The following is a 23,635-nucleotide window of genomic DNA, read 5'->3' on the forward strand; positions in this document are numbered from 1 at the left end:
CTCGACGGAAAGACCGGGATGCTCTCGCTCGCGTTGGCCGGCACCGCGTTCGTGATGGGCGCTGCCGGCAGCCTGCATTGCGCGGCGATGTGTGTCGCGCCGTGCGCGGCGGTGACCGCGGGGCGGCGCGGCGGCATCGCGGCTTTCCACGTGGGACGACTGCTGGGCTACGCGGCCGGCGGTGCGGTCGTCGCCGCCAGCGTGGGCGGTCTGCTGCGCTGGGAGTCGACCTCCGGCGCGCTGCGGCCCGTGTGGCTGATGGTGCATCTCGCGGCGCTGGCGATGGGCGCCTTCCTCCTCTGGCGTGCGGAGCCGCCGCGATGGGTCCTGCGCCTGTGGACGACCCGCGCGCCGGCGACGGTCGGCATTCCCGTCGGGGCACTCCCTGGAGATGGTGTGGGCCGTGGCGGCGGCGGCGGAGGCGGCATCGCCTTGTCTCCCGCGCGCACGGCGGGCGCGGGCCTCGCCGGACTGGCGTGGCTGGCCTGGCCCTGCGGGTTGCTGCAATCGGCGCTGACAGTCGCGGCGCTCGCCGAAGGACCGTGGCAGGGCGCCGGCGTGATGGCGGCGTTTGCGCTCGGCTCCTCGCCGGGTCTGCTCGCCGGGCCGTGGCTGCTGGCCCGACTGGGCAGAACGGGCGGTCGGCGCGGGTCCGGCGGGCCGGGCGGCCCTGCGGGCGGCTCGGGTGTGCGAATCGCAACCCGTCTGTCCGGCGCGATGCTGGCGGCGGGGTCGCTCTGGGCGCTGGGTCACGGCCTGTGGGCGCAGATCCGCGCGTACTGCGGCTGACACTGTGAGGGACATGAGCCGGCCATCAGCCGATTGAAAGTTTCGCTGTCATAGAATCAGCGCTTCCGGTTTACTCCAAACCACCCACGCGACTCGCGGAGACGACTCCATGTACCAGCACATCAAGGTGCCCGAGGGCGGCCAGAAGATCACGGTCAACACCGACTTCTCGCTCAACGTTCCGAACAACCCGATCATTCCTTACATCGAGGGTGACGGCACCGGCCTGGACATCACGCCGGTGATGATCAAGGTGGTGGACGCGGCCGTGGCGAAGGCTTACGGCGGCGCCAAGAAGATCCATTGGATGGAGATCTACGCCGGCGAGAAGTCGACGAAGGTCTACGGCCCCGACGTGTGGCTGCCCGAAGAGACGCTGACGGTCCTGAAGGACTACGTCGTCTCGATCAAGGGCCCGCTGACGACGCCGGTCGGCGGCGGCATCCGCTCGCTGAACGTCGCGCTGCGCCAGGAACTGGACCTGTACGTCTGCCTGCGCCCGGTGCGCTGGTTCGAAGGCGTGCCGTCGCCGGTCAAGGAACCGCACAAGACGGACATGGTCATCTTCCGTGAGAACTCGGAAGACATCTACGCCGGCATCGAATTCGAAGCCGAGAGCGAGAAGGCCAAGAAGCTGATCAAGATCCTGCAAGAGGAATTCGGCGTCAAGAAGATCCGTTTCCCGGACACCTCGGGCATCGGCGTCAAGCCGGTCTCGCGCGAAGGCACGGAGCGTCTGGTCCGCAAGGCGATCCAGTACGCGATCGACAACGACAAGCCGAGCGTCACGATCGTCCACAAGGGCAACATCATGAAGTTCACCGAAGGTGGCTTCCGTGACTGGGCCTACGCCCTGGCCCAGAAGGAATTCGGCGCCGAGCTGATCGACGGCGGCCCGTGGTGCAAGTTCAAGAACCCGAAGACCGGCAAGGACATCGTGGTCAAGGACAGCATCGCTGATGCCTTCCTGCAGCAGATCCTGCTGCGTCCGGCCGAGTACTCGGTCGTGGCGACGCTGAACCTGAACGGCGACTACATCTCCGACGCCCTGGCCGCACAGGTCGGCGGCATCGGCATCGCCCCGGGCGCGAACCTGAGCGACTCCGTCGCGATGTTCGAAGCCACCCACGGCACGGCGCCGAAGTACGCGGGCAAGGACTACGTGAACCCCGGTTCCGAGATCCTGTCGGCTGAAATGATGCTGCGTCACATGGGCTGGACCGAAGCGGCCGACCTGATCATCTCGTCGATCGAGAAGTCGATCCTGTCGAAGAAGGTCACGTACGACTTCGCCCGTCTGCTGGACGGCGCGACGCAAGTGTCGTGCTCGGGCTTCGGTCAGGTGATGATCGAGAACATGTGATCGTTGCCAGCCCGGGCTTGACCCGGGCGGCGATCAAGAACCCCAGTGCGCGAAAGCGCCCTGGGGTTTTTTCATTCTTCGCTCACCGCTCGCTGCTTTCGTGTCGCTCGCCGACGACCGGCCACCGATTCGCAGAATGGTCTCCTTGCAAGCTTTCGAGGAAGTACCTTTCATGCGCGTCGACAAGATGCTGACTGCGGCGCTGGGTGCCGCGGCCGTGCTGCCCCAGGGCGTTTCCGCCAGCAACGTGGGCCAGGGCAGCCAGGTGGCGCAAAGTGGCGCCCAGAGCGGGCTGCCGGCCAACTCGCGCATCGCGCTGTCCGGCGGCAGCCAGCCTGGACGCGTGAGCCTTCCGCCGCTCGGCCAACCGGGCCTTGCAGCCAATCGGCCCGTCAAGCCCAACGCGCCCGCAGCGGTGGAGTGCAACACCGCCACCGGTGGCCGGGCCGCCGCCGCGTTCCAGCGCGATTTCGCGACCAAGCTGCAAGGCGCGCCGCAGGGCAGTGTCCTGGCCTCGCGGCAGGAACTGGGCCTGCAGGCGCACGACTTCGCGATGGTCGACATCGGCGGCGAAGGTCAGAAGACGGCGCCGGATGGCATGAAGAGCGGCAACCTGCATGCCATCAACGTCAATGCGCAGTCGACGATCTCGTCGGGGCCGATGAAGCTTCAGACCGCCCCGGACGAGTCCGGGCCCGGGCGGGACATCAATGGAGGCCGCATTCCCAATCTCGTGCGCATCGGCGAGTGGCCCTCGCCCGCGAAAGCCACGGCCGAGGGCTTCGTCCCCCTGGCGAAGGGCTTCTCCAATCTCACGACGATGGAAGGCGCTCCCGTCTTCCCCTATCACGTCGCGGAACTCGACCGGGTGACCTCGTCCAAAGGCTGGATTGCGCTGACGGTCGACGAGAGCTTCAAGCCGCAGATCGACCAACTGGCCCAGGCCCGCAACGGCGGCGACGTGTGGCATCTGTCGAAGGCGTCGCCGACCGACAACGACCGATACGTCGTGCCGCCCGCGGGGCTGTCGGCCGAGGAGTCCAAGGCGTTCAAGGCCCAGTTCGAAGCGGCGGGCCCGCACGAGATCCACGACGTCGCCAAGGCGATCTCGCAGCAGCTCGCGAGCAAGCCCGACCGGGCGCGGCACGACGAGCTCTGAGCGCGCCTTCGCCGCTGCCGGGGCGGGCGGTCAGTGGGGGCAGTTGTTGCCGCAGTCCTTCGGCAGGATCGTGAGGCGGTCCTTGCCGTGCTGCAGCACCATGCGCTGGATGTTCCATTGCCCCAGGGACATGGTGGCCTCGACGAAGACCTTGCCCTCGCCCGCGGGGCCCTCCACGGAGTAGCTGAGCGCCGCGGCGCCGTTGGGCCCCGAGTACTGGATGCTGCCCATCGGGAAGCCGGTCTCCATCGGCTGGCCGATCAGTCGCATCGCGTCGGCGTTCGACCGCAGCTCGGTGACCGACAGCTGGTACGCCTCGCTGTTCTTCATCATCGAGAACGCGGCGAAGAAGCTGCCGAGGACTGCGATCAGCATGCCCCCGATGAAGATGATCGCGCCCCACTTTGCCCAGGCGCGTTGCTCGGCCTGGAAGCTCGCCACGCTTTCCCACCGCCGATGCTGCCAGGCCCAGGCATTGCCCTTCGCGCCGAGCGCGAACCACATGAAGAAGCCGAAGAACGGCACGAACACGAAAAGCGCTCGCCAGACGTTGTTTCGCATCCCCCAGATCCAGCTGCAGAGGAACGCGCCCCAGCTCCACCGATCGATCTCCGGCGGCACCGCCGCGGAACTCCCCATGCCGGATGTGTTGTCCATCCATCCCTCCTGAAGGTCGTCTTGTTTTCTGTGGGCGGGATGTTAGTTCGTGTCCAAACGGCGCGTCGATTCTGGTAATCAAGGGGCAGTCTGGATGGCGCGGGCGCCGTGGCAGACTGGATGCGCAATGCACTCCAGAAGAGCAGCCCGTGTCTCGATTCATGCTCGATCGCAGGATCACCGTGCCGCAAGGCTACGCCGAACGCGGCTGCGTGCTGGTGAGCTATCGGCTCCCGCTGCTGAAGCACTGCTTCGTCCTCTGTTCGGACGCCGAAGGCCTCGATGCCGCCGGCCAGATCGAGTTGATGAGCTTCTTCCTGCTTGAGGCGCAACGCCTGGCCCTCGCGTCGGTCGGCGATCCGCAGGCCTTCATGCTGATTCACAGCGGCGAGTCGGTCCGAAAGCGCGCGTCCTGGCATCTGCATGTGTTCGTCGTGCAGCGCCGCTGGCAGAAGGCCTGGGTCTACTCCGTCCTGGGAATCAAGAATCTGGTACTGGCAGGCTACACGGCGGTCCGGGGACGGACGAGGAAACCAGCGGTCGATTCGCCTTCCACCTCCACTGGGTGAACCTGCCCGTAAAGGGGGCGCGGGACCCGCGCTTGCCAGTCCATGAACATCCACCCAAACAAGGAGTGTTCATGCGACACCAACTCTCTACCAGGAGCGGTCTGATCGCGGCGGGCGTGCTCGCCGCTGTTGCGCTGACCGGATGCTCGACCAACAAGGTCGAGACGGCCTCCCAGCTCGGCGAGAGCCGCGGCGCCCTGGAGGCCGCGCAGACCAGCATCGGCGCCGGCGATTCCCCTGATCTGGTCGTTGCCCGCGCACGGTTGGCCGAGGCCCAGGACGCCCAGAAGAAGGGCGACCACGCGCTCGCACGCCGCAAGGCCGACGAGGCCGAGGCCGCCGCCGCATTGGCGCGTTCCAAGGCCGCGCGCGATCGCTCGGAAAAGGCTTCCTCGGAGCTGGATCGCAGCCTCTCGACCTTGCGCGAGGAACTCAACCGCGGCCCGGCACCGGCCGCGCCCACCCGTTGATCCGTCAGCGACAGCAACTCCAAGGAGACACCATGAATCGATACTGGAATATCGCTGGCGGACTCACGGCCCTGGCGCTCGCCGCCTGCTCGTCGGTCCCCCTGCCGAATGCCGGCCTGGATGCGGCCAAGCGCGACTACTCGCAGGCAAGCAGCGACCCCAACGTCAGCCGCTACGCCGCCGCCGAACTCTCGAAGGCCAAGGAATCCCTGGACCGCGCCGACTTCGCCTGGCGGGAACGCAAGGACCCGTCCGAGGTGGACAGCGCCGCCACGGTGGCTTCCCAGCGCGCTCAGACGGCGCTGAATCTGGGGGCTGCCCGCGCCGCCGACGCGAAGGTCGAATCAGCCGGGCTGGAACGCGAGCGTCTGCGCGCTGAAGTCCGTACCCGTCAGGCCCAGGTCGCCCAGGGTCAGGCCCAGGTCGCGCAAGGCCAGGCGGCCAGCGCTGAAGCCGCCGCCATCGCCGCCTCCGAGCGCGCCAACCGCCTGCAGCGCGAACTCGCGGAGATCCAGGCCAAGCCGACCCCGCAGGGCCTGGTCGTCATGCTGCAGGACGTCCTGTTCGACACCGGCAAGGCGACGCTGAAGGAGGGCGCGTACGGTCGACTGGACACCTTGTCCTCGGCGCTGCGCAACCACCCGGAACGCCGCATCCTGATCGAGGGCTTCACCGACAGCACCGGCAGCGCGGAGAGCAACCTGACCCTCTCGCGTGCGCGGGCGGAGTCGGTGCGGGACGCGCTGGTGAAGCGCGGCGTCGCCGCCGAGCGGATCGATGTCCGCGGCAACGGGGAAGCGAAGCCCGTGGCGTCCAACGCCGATGCCGCCGGGCGTCAGCAGAACCGTCGCGTGGAGATCGTCTTCTCCGACGAACGCGGGGGATTCGCCGGCGGACGTTGAACGGCGATGACTCGGTTGGGGGTGTCGGGCGCCTCGGTGTCCGACGTTCCGACCGAATTTCCGGGCAACGCCTTGAGCGAACCTTGACCGATTCGCACCTGATGTCTCGCCGGGGCGACAGCGCCGGTGGATGCCCCGAAGCGATGTCCGGCGACCAGAAAGCAGAAAGCCCGCTTGCGCGGGCTTTCCTGCGTGCGAGGAAGATCAGCGGCGATTGTTCAGGCCGCTGCCTGTTGTCCCGCGTGTTGCCCCGCGAGGGCGTCCGCCATCAGCGGAATGCCCAGGGGCGCGTCCAGGGGGGCCTCCGAGGCATCGCCGCCGTCCAGCGGACGGATGTTCTGCGCCAGCTGGCCCTTGGGGCCCTGCACCAGCTCGTAGCTCACCTTGCCGCCCTGCTTGAGCGTCCGGAAGCCGTCCATCTGAATGGCTGAGAAGTGCGCGAAAACGTCGCCCCCGCCTTGTTCGGGCTCAATGAAGCCAAACCCTTTGGCATCGTTGAACCACTTGACCGTGCCTGTTGCCATGTTCTTCTCCATCCCGGTGTCTTTCTCGCACCGGGGCGGATTCTCAAATCCGTGTCAAGTCAGTGTCAATTGAGGAACTCCCCGGGGTAGGACGGCGCGAAGGTGACAAACTCGGGGCATTGACAGGCGTAAGCCCGTCCCCATGTAGGGTGCTCCCGCTGTTTATAGAATCGGTTCATGCCATTGTTTGCCCAACAGCCCCCACCCGCGGGACCACCGCCCGGCCCTCAGCCGCCGGGTCCGGAGGACGGTGGGAATTCGACCACCCTGGAGCGAGTCGCTCAGAAGACGGAGCCGCCGCGCCTGTACCAGGTGCTGATGCTCAACGACGACTTCACACCGATGGAGTTTGTGGTGATGGTCTTGCAGGAATACTTCCGCCATGACCTGGATACGGCCACCCAGATCATGTTGAAGATCCATCACGACGGTCGGGGCGTCTGCGGTGTTTTCACCAAGGACGTCGCGGCCACCAAGGTCGAAACGGTACTGGCGGCCGCACGGCGCGCCGGTCACCCCCTGCAGTGCATTATGGAGGCCGCATGATTGCGCAAGAGCTTGAAGTCAGCCTGCACATGGCGTTTGTCGAAGCGCGCCAGCAGCGCCACGAGTTCATCACCGTGGAACACCTGCTGATGGCGCTGCTGGACAACCCGTCCGCGGCGGAGGTGCTGCGCGCATGCGCAGCGAATATCGAAGACCTGCGCAAGTCGCTTGCGCAGTTCATCAAGGAGAACACGCCGACCGTGGGGGGCACCGACGAGGTGGACACCCAGCCCACGCTCGGGTTCCAGCGCGTGATCCAGCGCGCGATCATGCACGTCCAGTCGACCGGCAACGGCAAGAAGGAAGTGACCGGCGCCAACGTGCTGGTCGCGATCTTCGGCGAGAAGGACTCCCACGCCGTCTACTACCTGCACCAGCAGGGCGTGACGCGCCTGGACGTCGTCAACTTCATCGCCCACGGCATCAAGAAGAGCGAGCCGCCCGAGCCCCCGAAGGGTCCGGAAGGCAACGGCGCCGAGTCCGAGCGCGAGGAAGGCGAGAGCGGCCAGGGCCAGGGCGGCGGCAAGGGCAGTCCGCTCGAGCAGTTCACCCAGAACCTCAACCAGCTCGCCCGCGACGGCAAGATCGATCCGCTGATCGGCCGCGAGCCCGAGGTCGAGCGCGTGGTGCAGATCCTCTGCCGCCGCCGCAAGAACAACCCGCTGCTGGTCGGCGAGGCCGGCGTGGGCAAGACCGCGATCGCCGAAGGCCTGGCCTGGCGCATCACCGAGGGCCAGGTGCCCGACGTGCTGGCCGAGGCGGTGGTCTATTCGCTGGACATGGGCGCGCTGCTGGCGGGCACCAAGTACCGCGGCGACTTCGAGCAGCGCCTCAAGGCGGTGATCAAGCAGCTGAAGGACCAGCCCGGCGCGATCCTGTTCATCGACGAGATCCACACCCTGATCGGCGCCGGCGCGGCGTCGGGCGGCACGCTGGACGCGAGCAACCTGCTGAAGCCGGCGCTCTCGTCGGGTCAGCTCAAGTGCATCGGCGCGACGACCTTCAGCGAGTACCGCGGCATCTTCGAGAAGGACGCGGCCCTGTCGCGGCGCTTCCAGAAGGTGGACGTGGTCGAGCCCACCATCGACCAGACCGTCGAGATCCTCAAGGGTCTGAAGTCGCGCTTCGAGGAGCACCACAGCGTCAAGTACGCGCTGACCGCGCTGCAGGCGGCGGCGGAGCTCTCGGCCAAGTACATCAATGACCGTCATCTGCCCGACAAGGCGATCGACGTCATCGACGAGGCCGGTGCTGCGCAACGCGTGCTGCCGAAGAGCAAGCAGAAGAAGACCATCACCCGCGCGGAGGTCGAGGACATCGTCGCCAAGATCGCGCGCATCCCGCCGGCCTCGGTGTCGTCGGACGATCGCGGCAAGCTCAAGAGCCTGGACCGCGACCTCAAGAGCGTGGTCTTCGGCCAGGATCCGTCCATCGACGCGCTCGCCGCGGCGATCAAGATGGCGCGCTCGGGCCTGGGCAAGCCGGACAAGCCGATCGGTTCCTTCCTGTTCAGCGGCCCGACGGGCGTGGGCAAGACGGAAGTCGCCAAGCAGCTGGCCTACATCCTGGGCATCGAGCTGATCCGCTTCGACATGTCCGAGTACATGGAGCGTCATGCGGTCAGCCGCCTGATCGGCGCGCCTCCGGGCTACGTGGGCTTCGACCAGGGCGGTCTGCTGACCGAGGCGATCACGAAGAAGCCGCACTCGGTGCTGCTGCTCGACGAGATCGAGAAGGCGCATCCGGACGTCTTCAACGTGCTGCTGCAGGTCATGGACCACGGCACCTTGACCGACAACAACGGACGCAAGGCCGACTTCCGCAACGTGATCATCATCATGACCACGAACGCGGGCGCGGAGGCGATGAACAAGTCGACGATCGGTTTCACGACCAAGCGCGAGCAGGGCGACGAGATGGCCGACATCAAGCGCCTGTTCACGCCGGAGTTCCGCAACCGTCTGGACGCCATCGTCAACTTCGGCGCGCTGAACGAGGACATCATCCTGCGGGTGGTGGACAAGTTCCTGCTGCAGCTCGAAAGCCAGCTGGCCGAGAAGAAGGTCGAGGTCACCTTCAGCGACGCGCTGCGCAAGCACCTCGCCGCCAAGGGCTTCGATCCGCAGATGGGCGCGCGTCCGATGCAGCGCCTGATCCAGGACACGATCCGTCGCGCCCTGGCCGACGAACTGCTGTTCGGCCGCCTGGTCGACGGTGGCCGCCTCAGCGTGGATGTCGACGACAAGGGCGAGGTCCTGCTGGACATCACGCCCAACAAGAAGGACAACAAGCCCAAGTCCGAGCCGGCCACGGCCGACTGAGTCCGGCGGTGACATAAGATCCCCGGCGTGCCCGCAAGGCGCGCCCGGCCTCCGAAGGCCGCTGCGGCAACCGCCTCAGCGGCCTTTGTTTCGTCCGGATGGCGCGGGCGATGGAGGCAGAGACATGAAGAAGAGATCGATCGGTGCGCTGATCGCTGCGTGGATCGCGACGGGTCCGGTGATGGCGCAGTCCGTGGGCGATCTGGACTGGTATCGCCAGAACCCCGAGCCCGTCGTGCAGCGCACGCCGGCCCGCGAAGCGGCGCTGGCGCTGGCACCGGGCGAGACCGTGCTGTCGCTGGCCGTGTCCCGGCTGGAGCCGGTGGCGGCGCTGGCGCTGTCGGTGGGCGGCCGCTCGCGGCTGGCGCTGTGGGATCTGCGGCAGCCGGACCGGCTCGCGCCCTTGACCCTGCCTGATCCCGGTCCCGATGGCGCCATCTCCACGGTCGCCTTCCATCCGACGAAGCCGCTGCTCTATGCCTCGGTCAAGGTGAAGGGTCAATGGCAGTTGAAGGAGCTGGACCTCAAGACCTGGCGCTGGACGGTGTCGGCCGTCGCGCGGTCGGCGCTGCCGTTCAACGACCTGCGGGTCTCGCCGCTGCCGTTCACCGTCAATGTGGGCGGCCCCGCGCACCGTCTGTACTTCTCGGTGTTCCAGCCGGGCATCGGCTACGGTACGGGGTCGGTGGCGACGACCGGACATCAGTACTACCTGTTCCACGGCGCGAAGGCGATCCCGGTGGCCGCGCGTTCCAAGGCGACCGAGATCCCCGAGGGGGAGGAGCGCGGCGCGCCCATCATCGGCGACGTCGGAGCCCGGCCCATCTCGCTGCATCCGCAAGGCACGCGCATGGTGCTGCAGGACGGGAAGGGGTGCTGGATCGAGCTCGCGCATGTGGCCGACAACTGGCAGCCCGTGAGCCTCCGCGGCTCGATGGCGCCCTCGCGACTGCGCCAGGCGTTCCCGAAGGCGCTGGCCTGCGGCGCCGGGGAAGGCGAGTTCCTGCCCAACGGGCTCGGATGGATCCATTGGCGGCCGGGCGACCCCGGCGTGGCGCTGACCATCGGCGATGCGACGGCGCGGCTGGCGGGTGATCTGCGCTTCTCCAGCGCGCCGCGGCTCACGGCCGACGGTGCGGTGCTGGTCGGGGTGACCGCAGCGGCAGCGGTGACGACGACGCCCGCCGCGACGGCGCAGGCGCCCGTGCCGACCGCCGGGACGACCGCCGGGACGACCGCCGGAACGATCGCCGTCGCGGGCGGGACGCAAGCCCTGACCCTGCGCGCGCGACCGGTGTCGATCGCGCTGGCGGACGTGGTGAACGCCGGCATGCTGAACTCCGATGCCGAACTGCGGCTGGCGGCGCGCCACGACGGCCTGCTCACGCGCGAGCCCTACGACCTGATGCACCTGTTCTACGACGTCGAGAACTATGCCGCCGTGCGCTCCGATGCCGACGATCCCGCCTATCCCTACCTGGTGACGACCGACCTGTTCTGGGAGTTGTTCGCCGCCGCCTACGAGAACCTGTTCACCGTCTCCGAAGACGAGACCGCGATCCCCGCCTTCGCCGAGGCGATGCGCGCGATGCGGGCACGCGCGGTGGGCGGGGCGATGGCGCCCGGCCCCTTGACCGAGAAGATCTTGCTGGCGGCCGCGTTGATGGACCTCAACGACGAGAGCGCCCCCGTGCTCGCGGCCGTGACCGACCCGGAGTACCAGCCGCGCGGCGGCTATCTGCGTTCCAGGCTGGCCTCGCGCTACTTCACCGCGATGCGGCTGCTCACCTTCCCCAAGCCCGCGTCGGAGGTCGACGAGGCCGCCGAATGGGCGCGACAGCCGGAGACGGTGCGCGCGCCGCTGCGACGCTGGGTGGCGACCTATCTGCCGTTCATCGCCGGGGCGCGCGGCGAGACCTTCCTGCCGGTGGGGGCCTCGGTGCCGTCCTATGCCAAGCATCCGCAGGCCCGTCCCCGCCTGTTCCCCTTGAGCTGGGGCCTGGACAACGAAATCCTGGACCGCGTCGTGCTCCATGCCGACCGTCAAGGGCGCGACCGGGTCGCGAGGCTGCTGCCCAGCGGTCTCGACGTCGCCGCGGTGTTCGGCAACGCGCTCGCGCGCTCGGTGCTGGTGGGGGAGTTCTCGAAGGTCCCCAACTACCAGGCGCAGATCGACGACCTGTCCGCGCTGTTCCAGTCGGAGCGCGCGTCGCCGGCGCTCAACGCCGGGCTCTACAACGCGTGGCTGCAGGGGCTCGCCGCGCAGTGGGCCTCGCGCGCGCCCATCCCCGGCACGCGGGCCTCCGCGCTGTGGGAGGCCAAGCGCTTGCAGACGGGCCTGGCTTCCTGGGCGACCTTGCGGCACGCCACGCTGCTGGTCAACGACAAGTCCGCCGCCGAGGGCGGCGAGGGCGGACCGACCTTCGAGTTCCTCGTGCGGCGCCCGCCGCGCGGTTCGGTCGAGCCCGATCCGGAGACCTTCCTCGCGATCGCCGGACTGTTCGAACGCGCACAGGGCGTGCTGGAGGCGGTGGCCGTCGACTGGCGCTCCCGCCCGGCGCAGGCGCTGCGCGACGGCGTGCGCGGCACGCTGGCCGAGTCGCGGGACCTCGTGCGCGACTTTGCCCGCATGGCCCAGGCGGTGCGCGACGGCACGCCGCTCAGCGACGCGGACGCCATCAGGATCCAGGAAGTCGGCCGCGCGATGGAGCATCCCTATCTGGTCTTCAAGAGCGCGCAGTCGCGCCGCGCGTCGGACAAGGAGCCTTACGGACTGTCCGATCCGGATCCGTTGCCCAAGGTGGCGGATGTCGCGGACAACGCCGAGACGAAGCAGACGCTGCTGGTCGGCGTGGGGGCCGTCGGCGGCTGGCAGCAGGCGATGCCGTTCAACGGGCTGCGGCAGCTGTCCAAGGGCGCCGTCTACACCTACCGCGAGACGGTACAGGCCGCGCCGATGGACGACTTCCAATGGCGCACGCTGGAACCCAAGCTGCCGGTGCCGGAATGGCTGCGGGCCTACACGGCGCCGAACGGCACGACCGCGTCGGTGCCCAAGAGCGGGCGATGAGCCGACGCCCGTCGTTGTCTCCTGCCGGCGCGACGGGGCGCATCGTCGGGGTCGTGGTCCTCGCGGCGAGCTTGCTGGGATCGGCGTGGGCGAGCGAGGGACCCGCACAAGCGCAGATCACCTTCGCGGGCGACGTGATGCTGTCGCGGCTCGTCGGCAACGCGCTGCGCCGCGCGGCAGCCGGCCCGACACCGTGGAAGCCGCTCGCGACCAAGGAGGCATTGGGTGTCCTCGTCGGCAACTTCGAAGGCGCCATCGGCGATCCGGGCGATTGCCCGCCCGGACAGACCCTCTGTTTCGCGACCGATGCCGCCTGGCTGGCGACGGCACACGCCGCCGGTTTCGACCTGCTCGGTCACGAGAACAACCACGCCGGAGACACCGGTGCGCCAGGCCGTGGACGTACGCGTGAGGCGATCCAGCGCGCCGGCATGACGCCGCTGGGTTTCGACGAGGGCCCGCGCTTCATCGACCTCGCCGGACGCACGCTGGCGGTCGTGACGCTGAGCCGTCTGGCGGCGGCGGACCGCGAGGCGCAGCGCCTGGACATCGCCCTCGAACAGCAGATTGACACGGCCCGCAAGCTGGCCGACGCCGCCGTCGTCTATGTGCACTGGGGGACCGAGCTGGCCAAGTGGCCGTCGCGGGCGCAGTACGACGACGCCGCGGCGCTGCTGGCGCTCGGCGCGGACGCGATCGTCGGCCACCATCCGCATGTGGTGCAGCCGCCGGAATGCGTCGAAGGCCGGCCGGTGTTCTTCTCGCTCGGCAATCACGTCTTCGATCAGAAGTACGCCGATGCAAAGTCGGGTCTCCTGGCGCAATGCGGCTGGACCGATGCGGGTGGATTGAGCTGCGCCGGGCTGCGCACGGCCATGGTGAACGAAGGCTTCTTTCCCCGCCTCACCGGCGAGCGTCTGCCGGTGTGCGCCGCTCCGCCGCGCGCGCGTCTGACGATCGACGGCATGGCGATCTCTGCGGGATTGCGGGAGGTCGTGAAGGGAACGGTGCGTCAGACGCTGCGCTTCGAGCCGCAGGGCGGCGCGGCCTTCGAAGCTGTCGTAGGCCGGGTGCGTCGGGCGCAGCCGATCGCGCTGGCTGACGCCGGCACCGGCTTGCTGCTGTTGGAGGACCGTTACTCCAACCTCGACAAACGCGTCGCTCCGAGACCCTATGTCTACGCGTTGGATCCACCTTCCCCACGCGGCGGTCCCGGGCGTCTGCGGGCGCTGTGGCGGGGCTCCGCGCTCGCGTATCCGCTGATCGATGCGGTCGTGATGCCGTCGTCCGCGGGCGGGGAGTTCCTCTGCGCGCTGCACGAGGCCAGTTCCTTCCTGGCCGGTCCCGTGATCACCGATCCCGCGTCGCCGGCCGCGCCGCTGACGTTGGCCTATCGCTGGAATGGTTTCGGTTTCTCGCGCGCGTCGGCGCAGTCGGATCAGGAGGCGTGCGCGGCGCGGTATCGCGAGGCGACGCAGCGCTGAGATGCGCTGAGAAGCGCCGCGGCCGCGCTCACTCGCGTGCCGGGTCTTGCCTGAAGAACCCCGCGAGCAGTCGATAGAGGCGCGGCTGCTCGGCGAGCAGTTCACTCGGCGCGACGAAGAAGGCTTCGACGGCGACGGCGAAGAACTCTTCGGGGGCTTCCGCGCCGTAGGGATCGATGAGCGTGGCGACGCCTGCGTCGACCTGGTCGCAGAACCAGTCCCACTCCGCTTCCATCGTCGCGCCCCACTGCTGGCGCAGCGTCGGATCGTCGATCGTCGGCGCGCCGTCGGGGTTGCCGTCGCGCATGTCGAGCACGTGGGCGAACTCATGGATCACGACGTTGTAGACCGGGTCGTGGCCTTCGACGCGCTCGGTGGCTTCGGGCGTGACCTCGCTCCAGGCGAGCATCAGCGGCCCGCCTTCCATCGCCTCGCCGGCGAGCGTCTCGTCGTATTCGTGGACGACGCCGTCTTCGTCCATCGTCTCGCGCGCGGCGACGACTTCGCCCTCGTGCATGACGATGCCGACGAAGCCGTCGTACCACTCGAGCCCCAGGCGAAGCACCGGCAGGCACGCCTGCGCGGCGACGGCCACCGCGACCTCGTCGGTGACCTCGAAGCCGTTGACGCCGTGGAATTCCTTCGCCGCCAGGAAGAGCGAGCACAGCCGGCGCAGCTCGGCGCGATCGGCCTCGCTGCGGCGGGCGATGAAGGGGTACTGCGTGAGCGTGAGCTCCCACAGCGCATCGGGGATCGCGAACTGGTCGAGCAGCTTGCGCTCGCGGCGGTCGCGCCAGCGTTGGAGCAGTCCGCCGATCATGCGACGAGGGCGAGCTCGGTCGCCGAGGTCATCGGGGCGATGCGACGCAGGCCGGCGGCATCGAGCACCAGCACGTCGCCTCGGCCGCCACCGGGGCCGCCATGGTCGTAGTCCCAGTCGGACATCACGGCGCGCGTGAGCCCGTTGCCGAGATCATGCAGCGCGGGCCGGTGCGTGTGACCGTGGATCAGCGTGTCGCAGCCCGACGCGCGCAGCCAGGAGCGCGCGGCGTCGTCATCGACGTCCGCCCATGTGGAGGGATCCGATTGATGCATCCGGCTTTTCGCGCGCAGGTGGCGCGCCAACGCGCGCCGCGCGAAGAGCGGCATCGCGCGCAGTGCCGCCAGCACGTCGGGCCGTCGTACCACCGCGCGGGCCTTCAGGTAACCGACATCACCGAGACACAGCTGATCACCGTGGCTCAGCAGCCAGGACCGTCCGAAGGCGTCCAGCCGCGTCGGATCGTTCAGCAGGCGCATGCCGGCATCCGCCGCCATCGCCTCGCCGAGCGCGAAGTCGCGGTTGCCGTGCATGAAGAAGAGGGCCTTGCGTGACGAGACCTCGCGCAGCAGATCGAGCGCGAACTGCTCGAAGGTCCCGGCCTGCCAGCGCGCGTCGTCGCCGATCCAGGCCTCGAAGATGTCGCCGAGGAGGAAGACCGCATCGGCGGGCGTCGCCGCCAGATGGGCGCGCAGTCGCGCCAGCGTCGCCGGCATGTCCGGCGACAGGTGCAGGTCGGAGAGCAGGTCGATCCGCCGCCATCCGCCCGCCGCCCGCAGCGGTACCAGCGGCACCACCGCACGCGGCAGCGGGAAGGCGGCGGACCCGGGACTCACTCGACCGCGACGGCGCGCTCGATGATCACCGGGTCGACCGGCACGTCGTCATGGAAGCCGGAGCGGCTGGTCTTGACCTTCTCGATCTTGTCCACGACGTCCTGGCCGGCGATGACCTTGCCGAACACCGCATAGCCCCAGCCCGACGGGCTTTCGCTCTTGAAGTTCAGGAAGTCGTTGTCGACCGTGTTGATGAAGAACTGGGCGCTCGCCGAGTGCGGCGCGTTCGTGCGCGCCATGGCGATCGTGTACTTGTCGTTCTTCAGGCCGTTGTTGGCCTCGTTCTGGATCGGGGCGTCGGCCGGCTTCTGCTTCATGCCTTCCTCGAAGCCGCCGCACTGGGCCATGAAGCCCTTGATGACGCGGTGGAAGATCGTGCCGTCGTAGTGGCCCTTGGCCACGTAGGCCAGGAAGTTCTCGACGCTCTTGGGGGCCTTGGCCTCGTCGAGTTCCAGCGTGATCAGACCCTGGTTGGTGTGCAGTTCGACTTTCTTGCTCATGGCGTTGACTCCTTATTTCTCGACGGTGGCCTGCTTGATCAGGACGGGGGTGTTGGGCAGGTTCTGGAACGCTGGATTCTTCGGCGACGGCGCGGTCGGCACCGCGCGGATCTTGTCGACCACGTCCATGCCCTCGGTGACGTAGCCGAACACGGCATAGCCGCGGCCATCGGCCGCGTAGCCCGGATCCAGCGCCGGGTTGTCCACGGTGTTGATGAAGAACTGCGAGGTCGCCGAGTTCGGATCGTTGGTGCGCGCCATCGCGATCGAGCCGCGGATGTTCATCAGGCCGTTGCCGGCCTCCAGCGGGATGGGCGGGCGCGTCGCGCGCTGCTTCAGGTCGGGCGTGTAGCCGCCGGTCTGGATCATGAAGTCGCCGATGACGCGATGGAAGATCACGCCGTTGTAGTGGCCGGCCTTCACGTAGGCGAGGAAGTTGGCGACCGACTTGGGCGCCTTCTCCGCATCCAGCTTGATCTTGATGTCGCCGGCGGTGGTGCTCAGCTTGACGACCTGGGCCTGGGCGAACGAGGCCGCGAGGCCCAGCACGGCGGCGCCGGCGGCGAGCAGGAATTTGGATGTCCGCATGGTCGGGGTGTCTGTGTGGGGAAGGGTGGAGGAGGGGCGCGGGGTGGTGCTCGACGACGCGCCGTCGGCGCGTCGTCCGGGATCATCGCGCCTGCACGCCCTTGGCGTTGTTGAACGCGGTGACACGTTGCAACTTGACCTTCAGCGCGGTGTCGTCGCCGAGCGCCTGCTTCAGCGCGCGCTCGTAGGACTGCTGGGCCAGGCGCATCATCACGTCGCCCATGTTCTCCTGGGCCTGCGCGTGGTCGGGCTGCAGGTCCAGGGCGCGGGTCAGCGACTGGCGCGCGGCCTCGTACTCGCCGCGCGCGGCGTGGATCACGGCCAGGTTGTTGTACGGATCGGCCAGGTCGGGGAAGTCCTCGGTCAGGCTGGTGAAGAGCGCGCGGGCGCGCTCGAGCTGCTGCTGCTCGAGCAGCATGGTGCCCAGCGCGAAGCGCAGGCGCGGGTCGTCGGGTGTGGCCTTCAGGCCGGCCTCGGCGACCTGGATCGCCTGGTCGCGTTTGCCGGCGGCCCAGAGGCCTTGCGCGTCGTCGAGCGCCGCGGCATGCGTCAGGGTGGCGCCGGTCATCGCCAGGGCGACGCAGCAGTGGCGGATCAGGGCAGGAAGTCTTGGCATGGGGTCGGACCGCTATACTGGCGGGCATTCTAGAGCGAGCTTTCGTGTCTCGCTCACTGTCCACTCAGCGTCCACCCGCCTCCCGGCCGGCTCCCCCCGGCCCACCCGCACCGCACCGTCGAATGCGCCGATACTCGCGACCCGTCGCCGGTGCGGCGCGAGCCTCTCGTATGTCTTCCTTGCGCATCTACAACACGCTGGACCGCCAGCTCCAGGACTTCCAACCGATCGAGCCGGGCAAGGTCCGCATGTACGTCTGCGGCATCACGGTCTACGACCTGTGCCACATGGGCCATGCGCGCATGAACATCGCGTTCGACGTCGTCTACCGGTGGCTGAAGGCCAGCGGTTTCGACGTCACGTATGTCCGCAACATCACCGACATCGACGACAAGATCATCCGCCGCGCGCTCGAGCGCGGCATCACGATCGGCCAACTGACCGGCGACACCATCGCCGCGATGCATCGCGACTTCGACGCGCTGGGCATCGCCAAGCCGACGCATGAACCGCGCGCCACCGAGTATGTCCCGCAGATGCTGGACATCATCGGCAAGCTGGAAAGCAAGGGCCTGGCCTACCAGGCCGACGGCGGCGGCGACGTGAACTACGCGGTGCGCAAGTTCGACGGCTACGGCAAGCTCAGCGGCAAGTCGCCGGACCAGCTGCGCGCCGGCGAGCGCGTCGCGGTCGACGACGGCAAGCGGGATCCGCTGGACTTCGTGCTGTGGAAGTCGGCCAAGGCCGAGGAGCCCGTCGAGGCCAAGTGGGCCAGCCCCTGGGGCGAAGGCCGCCCGGGATGGCACATCGAGTGCTCGGCGATGAGCTGCGCGCTGCTGGGCGAGCGCTTCGACATCCACGGCGGCGGCATGGACCTGCAGTTCCCGCACCACGAGAACGAGATCGCGCAGAGCGAAGGCGCCTTCGGCCACTTCGTCAACTACTGGCTGCATAACGGCTTCCTGAACATCGACGGCGAGAAGATGTCCAAGAGTCTGGGCAACTTCTTCACCATCCAGGAAGTGCTGGAGAAGTTCGACGGCGAGTCCATCCGCTTCTTCATGCTGCGCACGCAGTACCGCAGCCCGTTCAACTTCAGCGATGTCAGCCTGGACGACGCGCGCACCGCGCTGCGCCGGCTGTACACGGCGCTGGACGCGGTCGCGCCGGCGGACGTGACGATCGACTGGACGCAAGGTCCGGCTGTGGCATTCAAGGCCGCGATGGACGATGACTTCAACACGCCCGGCGCACTGGCCGTGTTGTTCGAACTGGCCAACCAGGTCAATCGCGACCGGTCCGCACAGGACGCCGGTCTGCTGAAGGCACTGGGCGGCGTGCTGGGCGTGCTGCAACAGGCGCCCAAGACCTTCCTGCAAGCCGGCGCGGGCCTGGACGAGGCCGCGATCGAGGCGCAGATCGCCGCGCGCGCCGCCGCCAAGGCCGGCCGCGATTTCGCCGAGGCTGACCGCATCCGCAAGTCGCTCGCCGAACAAGGCATCGAATTGAAGGATTCGCCGACCGGCACGACCTGGGTCCGCGCAGCCAAGCTGGGAGAGCAGGCCTGATGGCGCGTGTGGCGACCGCCGGGGTGACCCCGGACTATTGGGACGAGGCTTGCAGACACCTGGTCAAACGCGACCGGGTGATGAAGAAGCTGATCCCTCAATTCGGCGAGGCGCGACTGCAGAGCCGAGGCGACGCGTTCACGACGCTGGCGCGTTCGATCGTCGGACAGCAGATCTCGGTGAAGGCGGCGCAGAGCGTTTGGGACAAGTTCGCCGAGCTGACCTCGGGACCCTCCAACCGCATCAAGCCGACCGAGGTGCTGGGTCTGGACAAGACCGCGCTGCGGGCCGTCGGGCTGTCGTTGCGCAAGGTCGAGTACCTCAGCGACCTGGCGCAGCATTTTGAAACCGGCCAGGTCCATGTGCGCCAATGGGCGCAGATGGAAGACGAAGCCATCATCGACGAGCTGGTCGCCATCCGCGGCATCGCGCGCTGGACGGCGGAGATGTTCCTGATCTTCCACCTGATGCGGCCCAACGTGCTGCCGCTGGATGATCTGGGGCTGCTGAAAGGCATCAGCCAGAACTACTTCAGCGACGAGCCGGTGTCGCGCGCGGAGGCCCGAGAGCTGGGCGAGGGCTGGGCCCCGTATCGCTCGGTGGCCACATGGTACATTTGGCGGAGCCTCGATCCGCTACCCGTGGATTACTGAGAATGAGCAAGAAACACTTCCTCGAATTCGAGCAGCCGATCGCTGAACTCGAAACCAAGATCGACGAGCTCCGCTACGTGCAGAGCGAGTCCGCGGTGGACATCTCGGAAGAGATCGACCGCCTCGGCAAGAAGAGCCTGCAGCTCACGAAGGACATCTATTCGAATGTCCTGCCGTGGCAGGTCTACCAGGTCGCCCGGCACCCGCAACGTCCGCAGACGCTGGACTATTGCAGCGAGGTCTTCACCGAATTCCAGGAGCTGCACGGCGACCGGCATTTCGCGGATGACGCCGCGATCGTCGGCGGTCTCGCGCGCTTCAACGGCCAGGCCTGCATGGTCATCGGCCATCAGCGCGGCTCCGACGCGAAGGAGCGCACGCTGCGCAACTTCGGCATGCCGCGTCCTGAGGGTTACCGCAAGGCGCTGCGCCTGCTGAAGCTGGCCGAGAAGTTCGGCCTGCCGGTGTTCACCTTCATCGACACGATGGGCGCGTACCCGGGCATCGGCGCGGAAGAGCGCAGCCAGTCGGAAGCGATCGGCCGCAACATCTTCGAGATGGCGCAGCTGGAAGTGCCCATCATCGCGACGGTCATCGGCGAAGGCGGCTCCGGCGGCGCGTTGGCGATCGGCGTGGCCGACCAGGTGCTGATGCTGCAGTTCGCGGCGTATTCGGTGATCTCTCCCGAAGGTTGCGCATCCATCCTGTGGAAGACCGCCGCGCGTGCGCCTGAAGCGGCCGAAGCGCTGGGCATCACCGCCCATCGCCTGAAGGCGCTGGGCCTGATCGACAAGATCGTCAGCGAGCCCGTCGGCGGCGCGCACCGCGATCCCAAGCTGATGGCGTCCAGCCTGAAGCGCGCGCTGGGCGATGCGCTCCGCCAAGTCTCCGATCTGAAGACCAAGGAACTGCTGGATCGCCGCTACGAGCGCCTGCAGGCCTATGGTCGATTCAGCGACACCAAGAGCCGGTGATCACGGCGCCGACACGGGCGCTGATTCCGGTACCGGTCATGGCACTGATCCCGGCGCTCCTCCTGGCCCCGATCTGACCCGCCGCGTGATTGCGGTCGCCACCAGCGGCGGCCGTGATTCGACCGCGCTCCTCCACGCCACCGCTGTTGCTGCCCGTCCGATCGGGCTGCACGTGGTGGCGTTGCACATCCATCATGGACTGAGCAAGCAGGCCGACGAGTGGCTGGTACATCTGCAGGCGCAGGTCGAGGCCTGGGCCGCGGACGGCCTGCCGGTGTCGCTCGTCCATGAGCGCCTGAGCGGCGCGCCGGGACCCGGCGACAGCATTGAAGCGTGGGCCCGGGCAGGGCGCCACCAGGCGCTGCAACGCCTGACCCTCGATGCCGGCGCCGACCTGCTGCTGCTCGCGCACCATCGCCGCGACCAGGCGGAGACCTTCCTGCTTCAAGCGATGCGCGGCGCTGGCGTGGCGGGCCTGTCCGCGATGCCGCGCACGCAATGGCGCGACGGCGTGTGCTGGGCTCGCCCCTGGCTGGATCGTCGCCGCGAGTCCATCGAGGCCTACGTCGCCGAACATGGCTTGCGCTTCATCGAGGACGACAGCAATGGCGACGCGCGATTCGCCCGCAATCGTCTGCGACTGGAAGCTTGGCCCGCGCTGACCGCGGAGGCGCCCGGCGCGGAGGCCGCGCTCGCGCAAGCTGCCGCGTGGGCGCAGGAAGCCGCCGAGTTGCAGCGCGAGATCGCTGAGGAGGACCTCGCCCGATGGTCCGATACCGACGGCCTGTCGCAGGCCATGCTGGATGAACTCAGCCCCGCGCGCGCGTCGAACGCGTTGCGCGCATGGCTGCATCGCGCGAACGGTCGGACCGCGCCCGCGACGCTGATCCGACGCGTGATGGCGGAAGGGCCTGCTGCGACCGTGGCGCGCTGGCCGCTCGGCGACACCGAACTGCATCTCTATCGCGGCCGGTTCTTCGTGCAGGCGCCGCCGCTGGTGCGGCGTCCCGCGCCATCGGAGGCGCTGCCTGCCTCGTTGCTCGGACTCGGCATCGCCGCGGCGACGGCGGGCGTGGAGGCGACGCTCCGGATCGATCTCTCGCGACCGGGGCGTCACCCGGTGGCCGAGTGGGGCGGCGCTTTCCATGTCGAACCCGTGACCACGGGGGGCGTTGCGCTTTCTGCGCTCAGCAATGTCGAGTTGCGTCCGCGCGAAGGCGGCGAGCAGTTCCAGGCGCACGCCAAGGGTCTCGTGCGCGCGCTCCGGAAATGCTGGCAGACGGCCGGAATCCCCGCTGTCCAGAGGGAAGGGCCGCTGATCTACGTCGATGGAGCGCTGCTGTTCGCGCCCGGTCTGGGCATCGATGCGCGGTGGGTCGCGTCGCCCGACGAGGCACAGATGGCGCTGCGCTGGGTGCCCGAGGCAAGCGGATCCCGCATGGGGAGCGACATTGCGGACAAGGGCGGGTCTTAGAATCGCCGATCCACCCGCAGCAGGCCTCTGACACTCCCATGGCATTGATCGTTCACAAGTACGGCGGCACCTCGATGGGGTCGACCGACCGCATCCGCAACGTGGCCAAGCGCGTCGCCAAATGGGCGAGGGCGGGTCACCAGATGGTGGTGGTCCCCTCGGCGATGAGCGGCGAGACCAACCGCCTGCTCGGCCTGGCCAAGGAGCTGTCCCCCGGCAGCTCGTCGCCGTCGCTGATGCGCGAGCTCGACATGATCGCGTCGACCGGCGAGCAGGTCTCCGTCGGCCTGCTGGCGATCGCGCTGCAGGCCGAGGGCATGGACGCCGTCAGCTACACCGGCTGGCAGGTCGGCGTGTCGACCGACAACTCGTACACCAAGGCCCGCATCGAGAGCATCGACGATGCGAAGGTCAAGGCCGACCTCGACGCCGGCCGCGTGGTCGTCATCACCGGCTTCCAGGGCGTGGACGAGGACCGCAACATCACGACGCTGGGACGCGGCGGTTCGGACACCTCGGCGGTCGCGATCGCCGCGGCGATCAAGGCCGACGAATGCCTGATCTACACCGACGTCGACGGCGTCTACACGACCGATCCGCGCGTCGTGCCCGAAGCGCGCCGCATGAGCACCATCAGCTTCGAGGAGATGCTGGAGATGGCCTCGCTCGGCTCCAAGGTGCTGCAGATCCGCTCGGTGGAATTCGCCGGCAAGTACCGCGTCCCGATGCGCGTGCTGAGCAGCTTCACGCCCTGGGACATCGACATCGACGAAGAAGCCAAGTCCGGCACCCTGATCACTTTTGAAGAGGACGAACAAATGGAACAAGCCGTCGTCTCCGGCATTGCCTTCAACCGCGACGAGGCCAAGGTGACGCTGCTGGGCGTGCCTGACAAGCCGGGCATCGCGTTCCAGATCCTGGGCCCGGTGGCCGACGCCAACATCGACGTCGACGTGATCATCCAGAACGTGTCGCAGGACGGGAAGACGGACTTCTCGTTCACCGTGCATCGCAACGACTACCAGCGCGCGATGGAGCTGCTGGAGAAGGTCGTGGGACCGGCGGTGCAGGCCGCCAAGGTGACCGGCGACCAGCGCATCTGCAAGGTGTCCATCGTGGGCATCGGCATGCGTTCGCACGTGGGCGTCGCGTCGAAGATGTTCCGCTCGCTGTCGGAAGAGGGCATCAACATCCAGATGATCACGACCAGCGAGATCAAGACTTCCGTCGTCATCGACGAGAAGTACATGGAGCTGGCGGTGCGCGCCTTGCATCGCGCGTTCGATCTGGATCAGGACATCGAGGCCTGATTGACGTGTGATCGGGGCTCGATGAGCTCGTTTCACTTGGAGCCGCGAAAAGCCATGCTATAGTCGCTGCTTCTCCGGTTGGAGACGTGACCGAGTGGCCGAAGGTGCTCCCCTGCTAAGGGAGTATGTGGGCAAAACCTGCATCGAGGGTTCGAATCCCTCCGTCTCCGCCAACCAGATGCAAACCCTCGCAGCGCAAGCTGCGAGGGTTTTTGCATTCTGGCTGCTGCGGAATGCCAGCGCTGCCGAACGTCGACGACTCATGCAGAGAACAACGCATGTCGAGCGACGTGCTCAGCGGCGATTGATGGGCGCACGAAGAGCGGCAGGTTCGCTTCGATCCACTGCAACTCGCCGCAGCGCATGCACGTCGACGTTCGCGACACCCGACCGAGCTGCATCCATCTCGCCAGTCGCGTTGCTCCTGTCACGCTGGCTGCTG

General features: G+C 68.0%; 22 protein-coding genes and 1 tRNA gene. 16 read left to right on the forward strand and 7 right to left on the reverse strand.

Annotated features, from left to right (window positions below):
• Positions 1–18: 18 nt before the first annotated feature.
• The 3 genes from ABE85_RS01310 (at position 19) to ABE85_RS01320 (ending at position 3,311) form a co-directional block, all read left to right on the forward strand.
• Positions 19–789, forward strand: a complete 771-nt coding sequence (locus ABE85_RS01310; protein ID WP_067269388.1) for a sulfite exporter TauE/SafE family protein — start codon at positions 19–21, stop codon at positions 787–789.
• Between the two features lie 109 nt (positions 790–898).
• A complete protein-coding gene (gene icd / locus ABE85_RS01315) occupies positions 899–2,152 on the forward strand; it encodes an NADP-dependent isocitrate dehydrogenase (RefSeq protein ID WP_067269389.1) in 1,254 nt (417 codons plus the stop codon).
• A gap of 172 nt (positions 2,153–2,324) precedes the next feature.
• Complete coding sequence (locus ABE85_RS01320) at positions 2,325–3,311, forward strand: hypothetical protein (RefSeq protein WP_067269391.1); 987 nt, start codon at positions 2,325–2,327, stop codon at positions 3,309–3,311.
• A 30-nt stretch (positions 3,312–3,341) separates the two neighbouring features.
• On the opposite strand, the gene ABE85_RS01325 is transcribed toward ABE85_RS01320, so the two are convergent.
• The gene (locus tag ABE85_RS01325; RefSeq protein WP_067269392.1) at positions 3,342–3,968 is read right to left on the reverse strand and encodes a cytochrome c oxidase assembly factor Coa1 family protein; all 627 of its coding nucleotides are present in this window, start codon (positions 3,966–3,968) and stop codon (positions 3,342–3,344) included.
• A 149-nt stretch (positions 3,969–4,117) separates the two neighbouring features.
• Here ABE85_RS01325 and ABE85_RS01330 point away from each other — a divergent pair, with 149 nt between their 5' ends.
• The 3 genes from ABE85_RS01330 to ABE85_RS01340 all read left to right on the forward strand — a co-directional run bounded on the left by ABE85_RS01330 (position 4,118) and on the right by ABE85_RS01340 (position 5,909).
• A complete protein-coding gene (locus ABE85_RS01330) occupies positions 4,118–4,537 on the forward strand; it encodes a hypothetical protein (protein ID WP_157521832.1) in 420 nt (139 codons plus the stop codon).
• A gap of 71 nt (positions 4,538–4,608) precedes the next feature.
• Positions 4,609–5,007, forward strand: a complete 399-nt coding sequence (locus ABE85_RS01335) for a DUF4398 domain-containing protein (RefSeq protein WP_082938209.1) — start codon at positions 4,609–4,611, stop codon at positions 5,005–5,007.
• Positions 5,008–5,039: 32 nt separating this feature from the next.
• The gene (locus ABE85_RS01340; protein WP_067269400.1) at positions 5,040–5,909 is read left to right on the forward strand and encodes an OmpA family protein; all 870 of its coding nucleotides are present in this window, start codon (positions 5,040–5,042) and stop codon (positions 5,907–5,909) included.
• 218 nt (positions 5,910–6,127) lie between these two features.
• On the opposite strand, the gene ABE85_RS28690 is transcribed toward ABE85_RS01340, so the two are convergent.
• Positions 6,128–6,445, reverse strand: coding sequence for a cold-shock protein (locus ABE85_RS28690; RefSeq protein WP_310732596.1), 318 nt, complete (start codon positions 6,443–6,445; stop codon positions 6,128–6,130).
• 165 nt (positions 6,446–6,610) lie between these two features.
• On the opposite strand from ABE85_RS28690, the gene clpS reads away from it, so the two are divergent.
• The 4 genes from clpS (at position 6,611) to ABE85_RS01365 (ending at position 13,854) form a co-directional block, all read left to right on the forward strand.
• Positions 6,611–6,979 carry an ATP-dependent Clp protease adapter ClpS gene (clpS, locus tag ABE85_RS01350; RefSeq protein WP_067269401.1) on the forward strand — a complete coding sequence of 123 codons (369 nt, stop codon included), beginning with the start codon at positions 6,611–6,613 and terminating at the stop codon, positions 6,977–6,979.
• Positions 6,976–9,300 (forward strand): ATP-dependent Clp protease ATP-binding subunit ClpA, encoded by a 2,325-nt coding sequence (gene clpA / locus ABE85_RS01355; RefSeq protein ID WP_067269403.1) that lies wholly within the window; start codon positions 6,976–6,978, stop codon positions 9,298–9,300. The genes clpS and clpA overlap by 4 nt, the downstream gene beginning before the upstream one ends.
• Before the next feature lie 124 nt (positions 9,301–9,424).
• Positions 9,425–12,370, forward strand: a complete 2,946-nt coding sequence (locus ABE85_RS01360; RefSeq protein ID WP_067269406.1) for a DUF3160 domain-containing protein — start codon at positions 9,425–9,427, stop codon at positions 12,368–12,370.
• A complete protein-coding gene (locus tag ABE85_RS01365) occupies positions 12,367–13,854 on the forward strand; it encodes a CapA family protein (RefSeq protein WP_067269408.1) in 1,488 nt (495 codons plus the stop codon). The genes ABE85_RS01360 and ABE85_RS01365 overlap by 4 nt, the downstream gene beginning before the upstream one ends.
• A 28-nt stretch (positions 13,855–13,882) precedes the next feature.
• Here the strand turns inward: ABE85_RS01365 and ABE85_RS01370 are convergent, their stop codons facing one another.
• The 5 genes from ABE85_RS01370 to ABE85_RS01390 all read right to left on the reverse strand — a co-directional run bounded on the left by ABE85_RS01370 (position 13,883) and on the right by ABE85_RS01390 (position 17,214).
• A complete protein-coding gene (locus ABE85_RS01370) occupies positions 13,883–14,674 on the reverse strand; it encodes a zinc-dependent peptidase (RefSeq protein ID WP_067269410.1) in 792 nt (263 codons plus the stop codon).
• Positions 14,671–15,510, reverse strand: a complete 840-nt coding sequence (locus ABE85_RS01375) for a UDP-2,3-diacylglucosamine diphosphatase (protein ID WP_231993201.1) — start codon at positions 15,508–15,510, stop codon at positions 14,671–14,673. Before ABE85_RS01375 ends, ABE85_RS01370 begins: the two co-directional genes overlap by 4 nt.
• Positions 15,507–16,010 carry a peptidylprolyl isomerase gene (locus ABE85_RS01380; RefSeq protein ID WP_067269412.1) on the reverse strand — a complete coding sequence of 168 codons (504 nt, stop codon included), beginning with the start codon at positions 16,008–16,010 and terminating at the stop codon, positions 15,507–15,509. The genes ABE85_RS01375 and ABE85_RS01380 overlap by 4 nt, the downstream gene beginning before the upstream one ends.
• Before the next feature lie 12 nt (positions 16,011–16,022).
• On the reverse strand, positions 16,023–16,598 hold the full coding sequence (locus ABE85_RS01385; RefSeq protein ID WP_067269420.1) for a peptidylprolyl isomerase: 576 nt from the start codon (positions 16,596–16,598) through the stop codon (positions 16,023–16,025).
• 82 nt (positions 16,599–16,680) lie between these two features.
• The gene (locus tag ABE85_RS01390) at positions 16,681–17,214 is read right to left on the reverse strand and encodes a tetratricopeptide repeat protein (protein ID WP_082938211.1); all 534 of its coding nucleotides are present in this window, start codon (positions 17,212–17,214) and stop codon (positions 16,681–16,683) included.
• A gap of 170 nt (positions 17,215–17,384) precedes the next feature.
• On the opposite strand from ABE85_RS01390, the gene cysS reads away from it, so the two are divergent.
• From cysS to ABE85_RS01420, 6 genes are all read left to right on the forward strand, one after another.
• A complete protein-coding gene (gene cysS / locus ABE85_RS01395; RefSeq protein WP_067269424.1) occupies positions 17,385–18,782 on the forward strand; it encodes a cysteine--tRNA ligase in 1,398 nt (465 codons plus the stop codon).
• Positions 18,782–19,435 carry a DNA-3-methyladenine glycosylase gene (locus ABE85_RS01400; protein ID WP_067269426.1) on the forward strand — a complete coding sequence of 218 codons (654 nt, stop codon included), beginning with the start codon at positions 18,782–18,784 and terminating at the stop codon, positions 19,433–19,435. The genes cysS and ABE85_RS01400 overlap by 1 nt, the downstream gene beginning before the upstream one ends.
• Positions 19,436–19,437: 2 nt before the next feature.
• Positions 19,438–20,409 (forward strand): acetyl-CoA carboxylase carboxyltransferase subunit alpha, encoded by a 972-nt coding sequence (locus ABE85_RS01405; protein WP_067269427.1) that lies wholly within the window; start codon positions 19,438–19,440, stop codon positions 20,407–20,409.
• Between the two features lie 85 nt (positions 20,410–20,494).
• Positions 20,495–21,883, forward strand: coding sequence for a tRNA lysidine(34) synthetase TilS (gene tilS / locus ABE85_RS01410; protein ID WP_231993202.1), 1,389 nt, complete (start codon positions 20,495–20,497; stop codon positions 21,881–21,883).
• Positions 21,884–21,921: 38 nt separating this feature from the next.
• The gene (locus tag ABE85_RS01415; protein WP_067269429.1) at positions 21,922–23,193 is read left to right on the forward strand and encodes an aspartate kinase; all 1,272 of its coding nucleotides are present in this window, start codon (positions 21,922–21,924) and stop codon (positions 23,191–23,193) included.
• 80 nt (positions 23,194–23,273) lie between these two features.
• Positions 23,274–23,366, forward strand: a tRNA-Ser gene (locus ABE85_RS01420).
• The last annotated feature ends 269 nt before the right edge of the window (positions 23,367–23,635 follow it).

Source organism: Mitsuaria sp. 7 (assembly GCF_001653795.1).
Lineage (GTDB): Bacteria > Pseudomonadota > Gammaproteobacteria > Burkholderiales > Burkholderiaceae_C > Roseateles.

Bases quoted from the DNA above. Each gene is read 5' to 3' on its own strand.
- ABE85_RS28690 (WP_310732596.1), bottom strand. From the start codon at position 6,445: ATGGAGAAGAACATGGCAACAGGCACGGTCAAGTGGTTCAACGATGCC.
- ABE85_RS01415 (WP_067269429.1), top strand. From the start codon at position 21,922: ATGGCATTGATCGTTCACAAGTACGGCGGCACCTCGATGGGGTCGACC.
- ABE85_RS01405 (WP_067269427.1), top strand. From the start codon at position 19,438: ATGAGCAAGAAACACTTCCTCGAATTCGAGCAGCCGATCGCTGAACTC.
- ABE85_RS01380 (WP_067269412.1), bottom strand. From the start codon at position 16,010: ATGAGCAAGAAAGTCGAACTGCACACCAACCAGGGTCTGATCACGCTG.
- clpS (WP_067269401.1), top strand. From the start codon at position 6,611: ATGCCATTGTTTGCCCAACAGCCCCCACCCGCGGGACCACCGCCCGGC.
- cysS (WP_067269424.1), top strand. From the start codon at position 17,385: ATGTCTTCCTTGCGCATCTACAACACGCTGGACCGCCAGCTCCAGGAC.
- ABE85_RS01365 (WP_067269408.1), top strand. From the start codon at position 12,367: ATGAGCCGACGCCCGTCGTTGTCTCCTGCCGGCGCGACGGGGCGCATC.
- ABE85_RS01335 (WP_082938209.1), top strand. From the start codon at position 4,609: ATGCGACACCAACTCTCTACCAGGAGCGGTCTGATCGCGGCGGGCGTG.
- clpA (WP_067269403.1), top strand. From the start codon at position 6,976: ATGATTGCGCAAGAGCTTGAAGTCAGCCTGCACATGGCGTTTGTCGAA.
- ABE85_RS01310 (WP_067269388.1), top strand. From the start codon at position 19: ATGCTCTCGCTCGCGTTGGCCGGCACCGCGTTCGTGATGGGCGCTGCC.
- ABE85_RS01400 (WP_067269426.1), top strand. From the start codon at position 18,782: ATGGCGCGTGTGGCGACCGCCGGGGTGACCCCGGACTATTGGGACGAG.
- icd (WP_067269389.1), top strand. From the start codon at position 899: ATGTACCAGCACATCAAGGTGCCCGAGGGCGGCCAGAAGATCACGGTC.
- ABE85_RS01370 (WP_067269410.1), bottom strand. From the start codon at position 14,674: ATGATCGGCGGACTGCTCCAACGCTGGCGCGACCGCCGCGAGCGCAAG.
- ABE85_RS01390 (WP_082938211.1), bottom strand. From the start codon at position 17,214: ATGCCAAGACTTCCTGCCCTGATCCGCCACTGCTGCGTCGCCCTGGCG.
- ABE85_RS01360 (WP_067269406.1), top strand. From the start codon at position 9,425: ATGAAGAAGAGATCGATCGGTGCGCTGATCGCTGCGTGGATCGCGACG.
- ABE85_RS01385 (WP_067269420.1), bottom strand. From the start codon at position 16,598: ATGCGGACATCCAAATTCCTGCTCGCCGCCGGCGCCGCCGTGCTGGGC.
- ABE85_RS01320 (WP_067269391.1), top strand. From the start codon at position 2,325: ATGCGCGTCGACAAGATGCTGACTGCGGCGCTGGGTGCCGCGGCCGTG.
- ABE85_RS01325 (WP_067269392.1), bottom strand. From the start codon at position 3,968: ATGGACAACACATCCGGCATGGGGAGTTCCGCGGCGGTGCCGCCGGAG.
- ABE85_RS01340 (WP_067269400.1), top strand. From the start codon at position 5,040: ATGAATCGATACTGGAATATCGCTGGCGGACTCACGGCCCTGGCGCTC.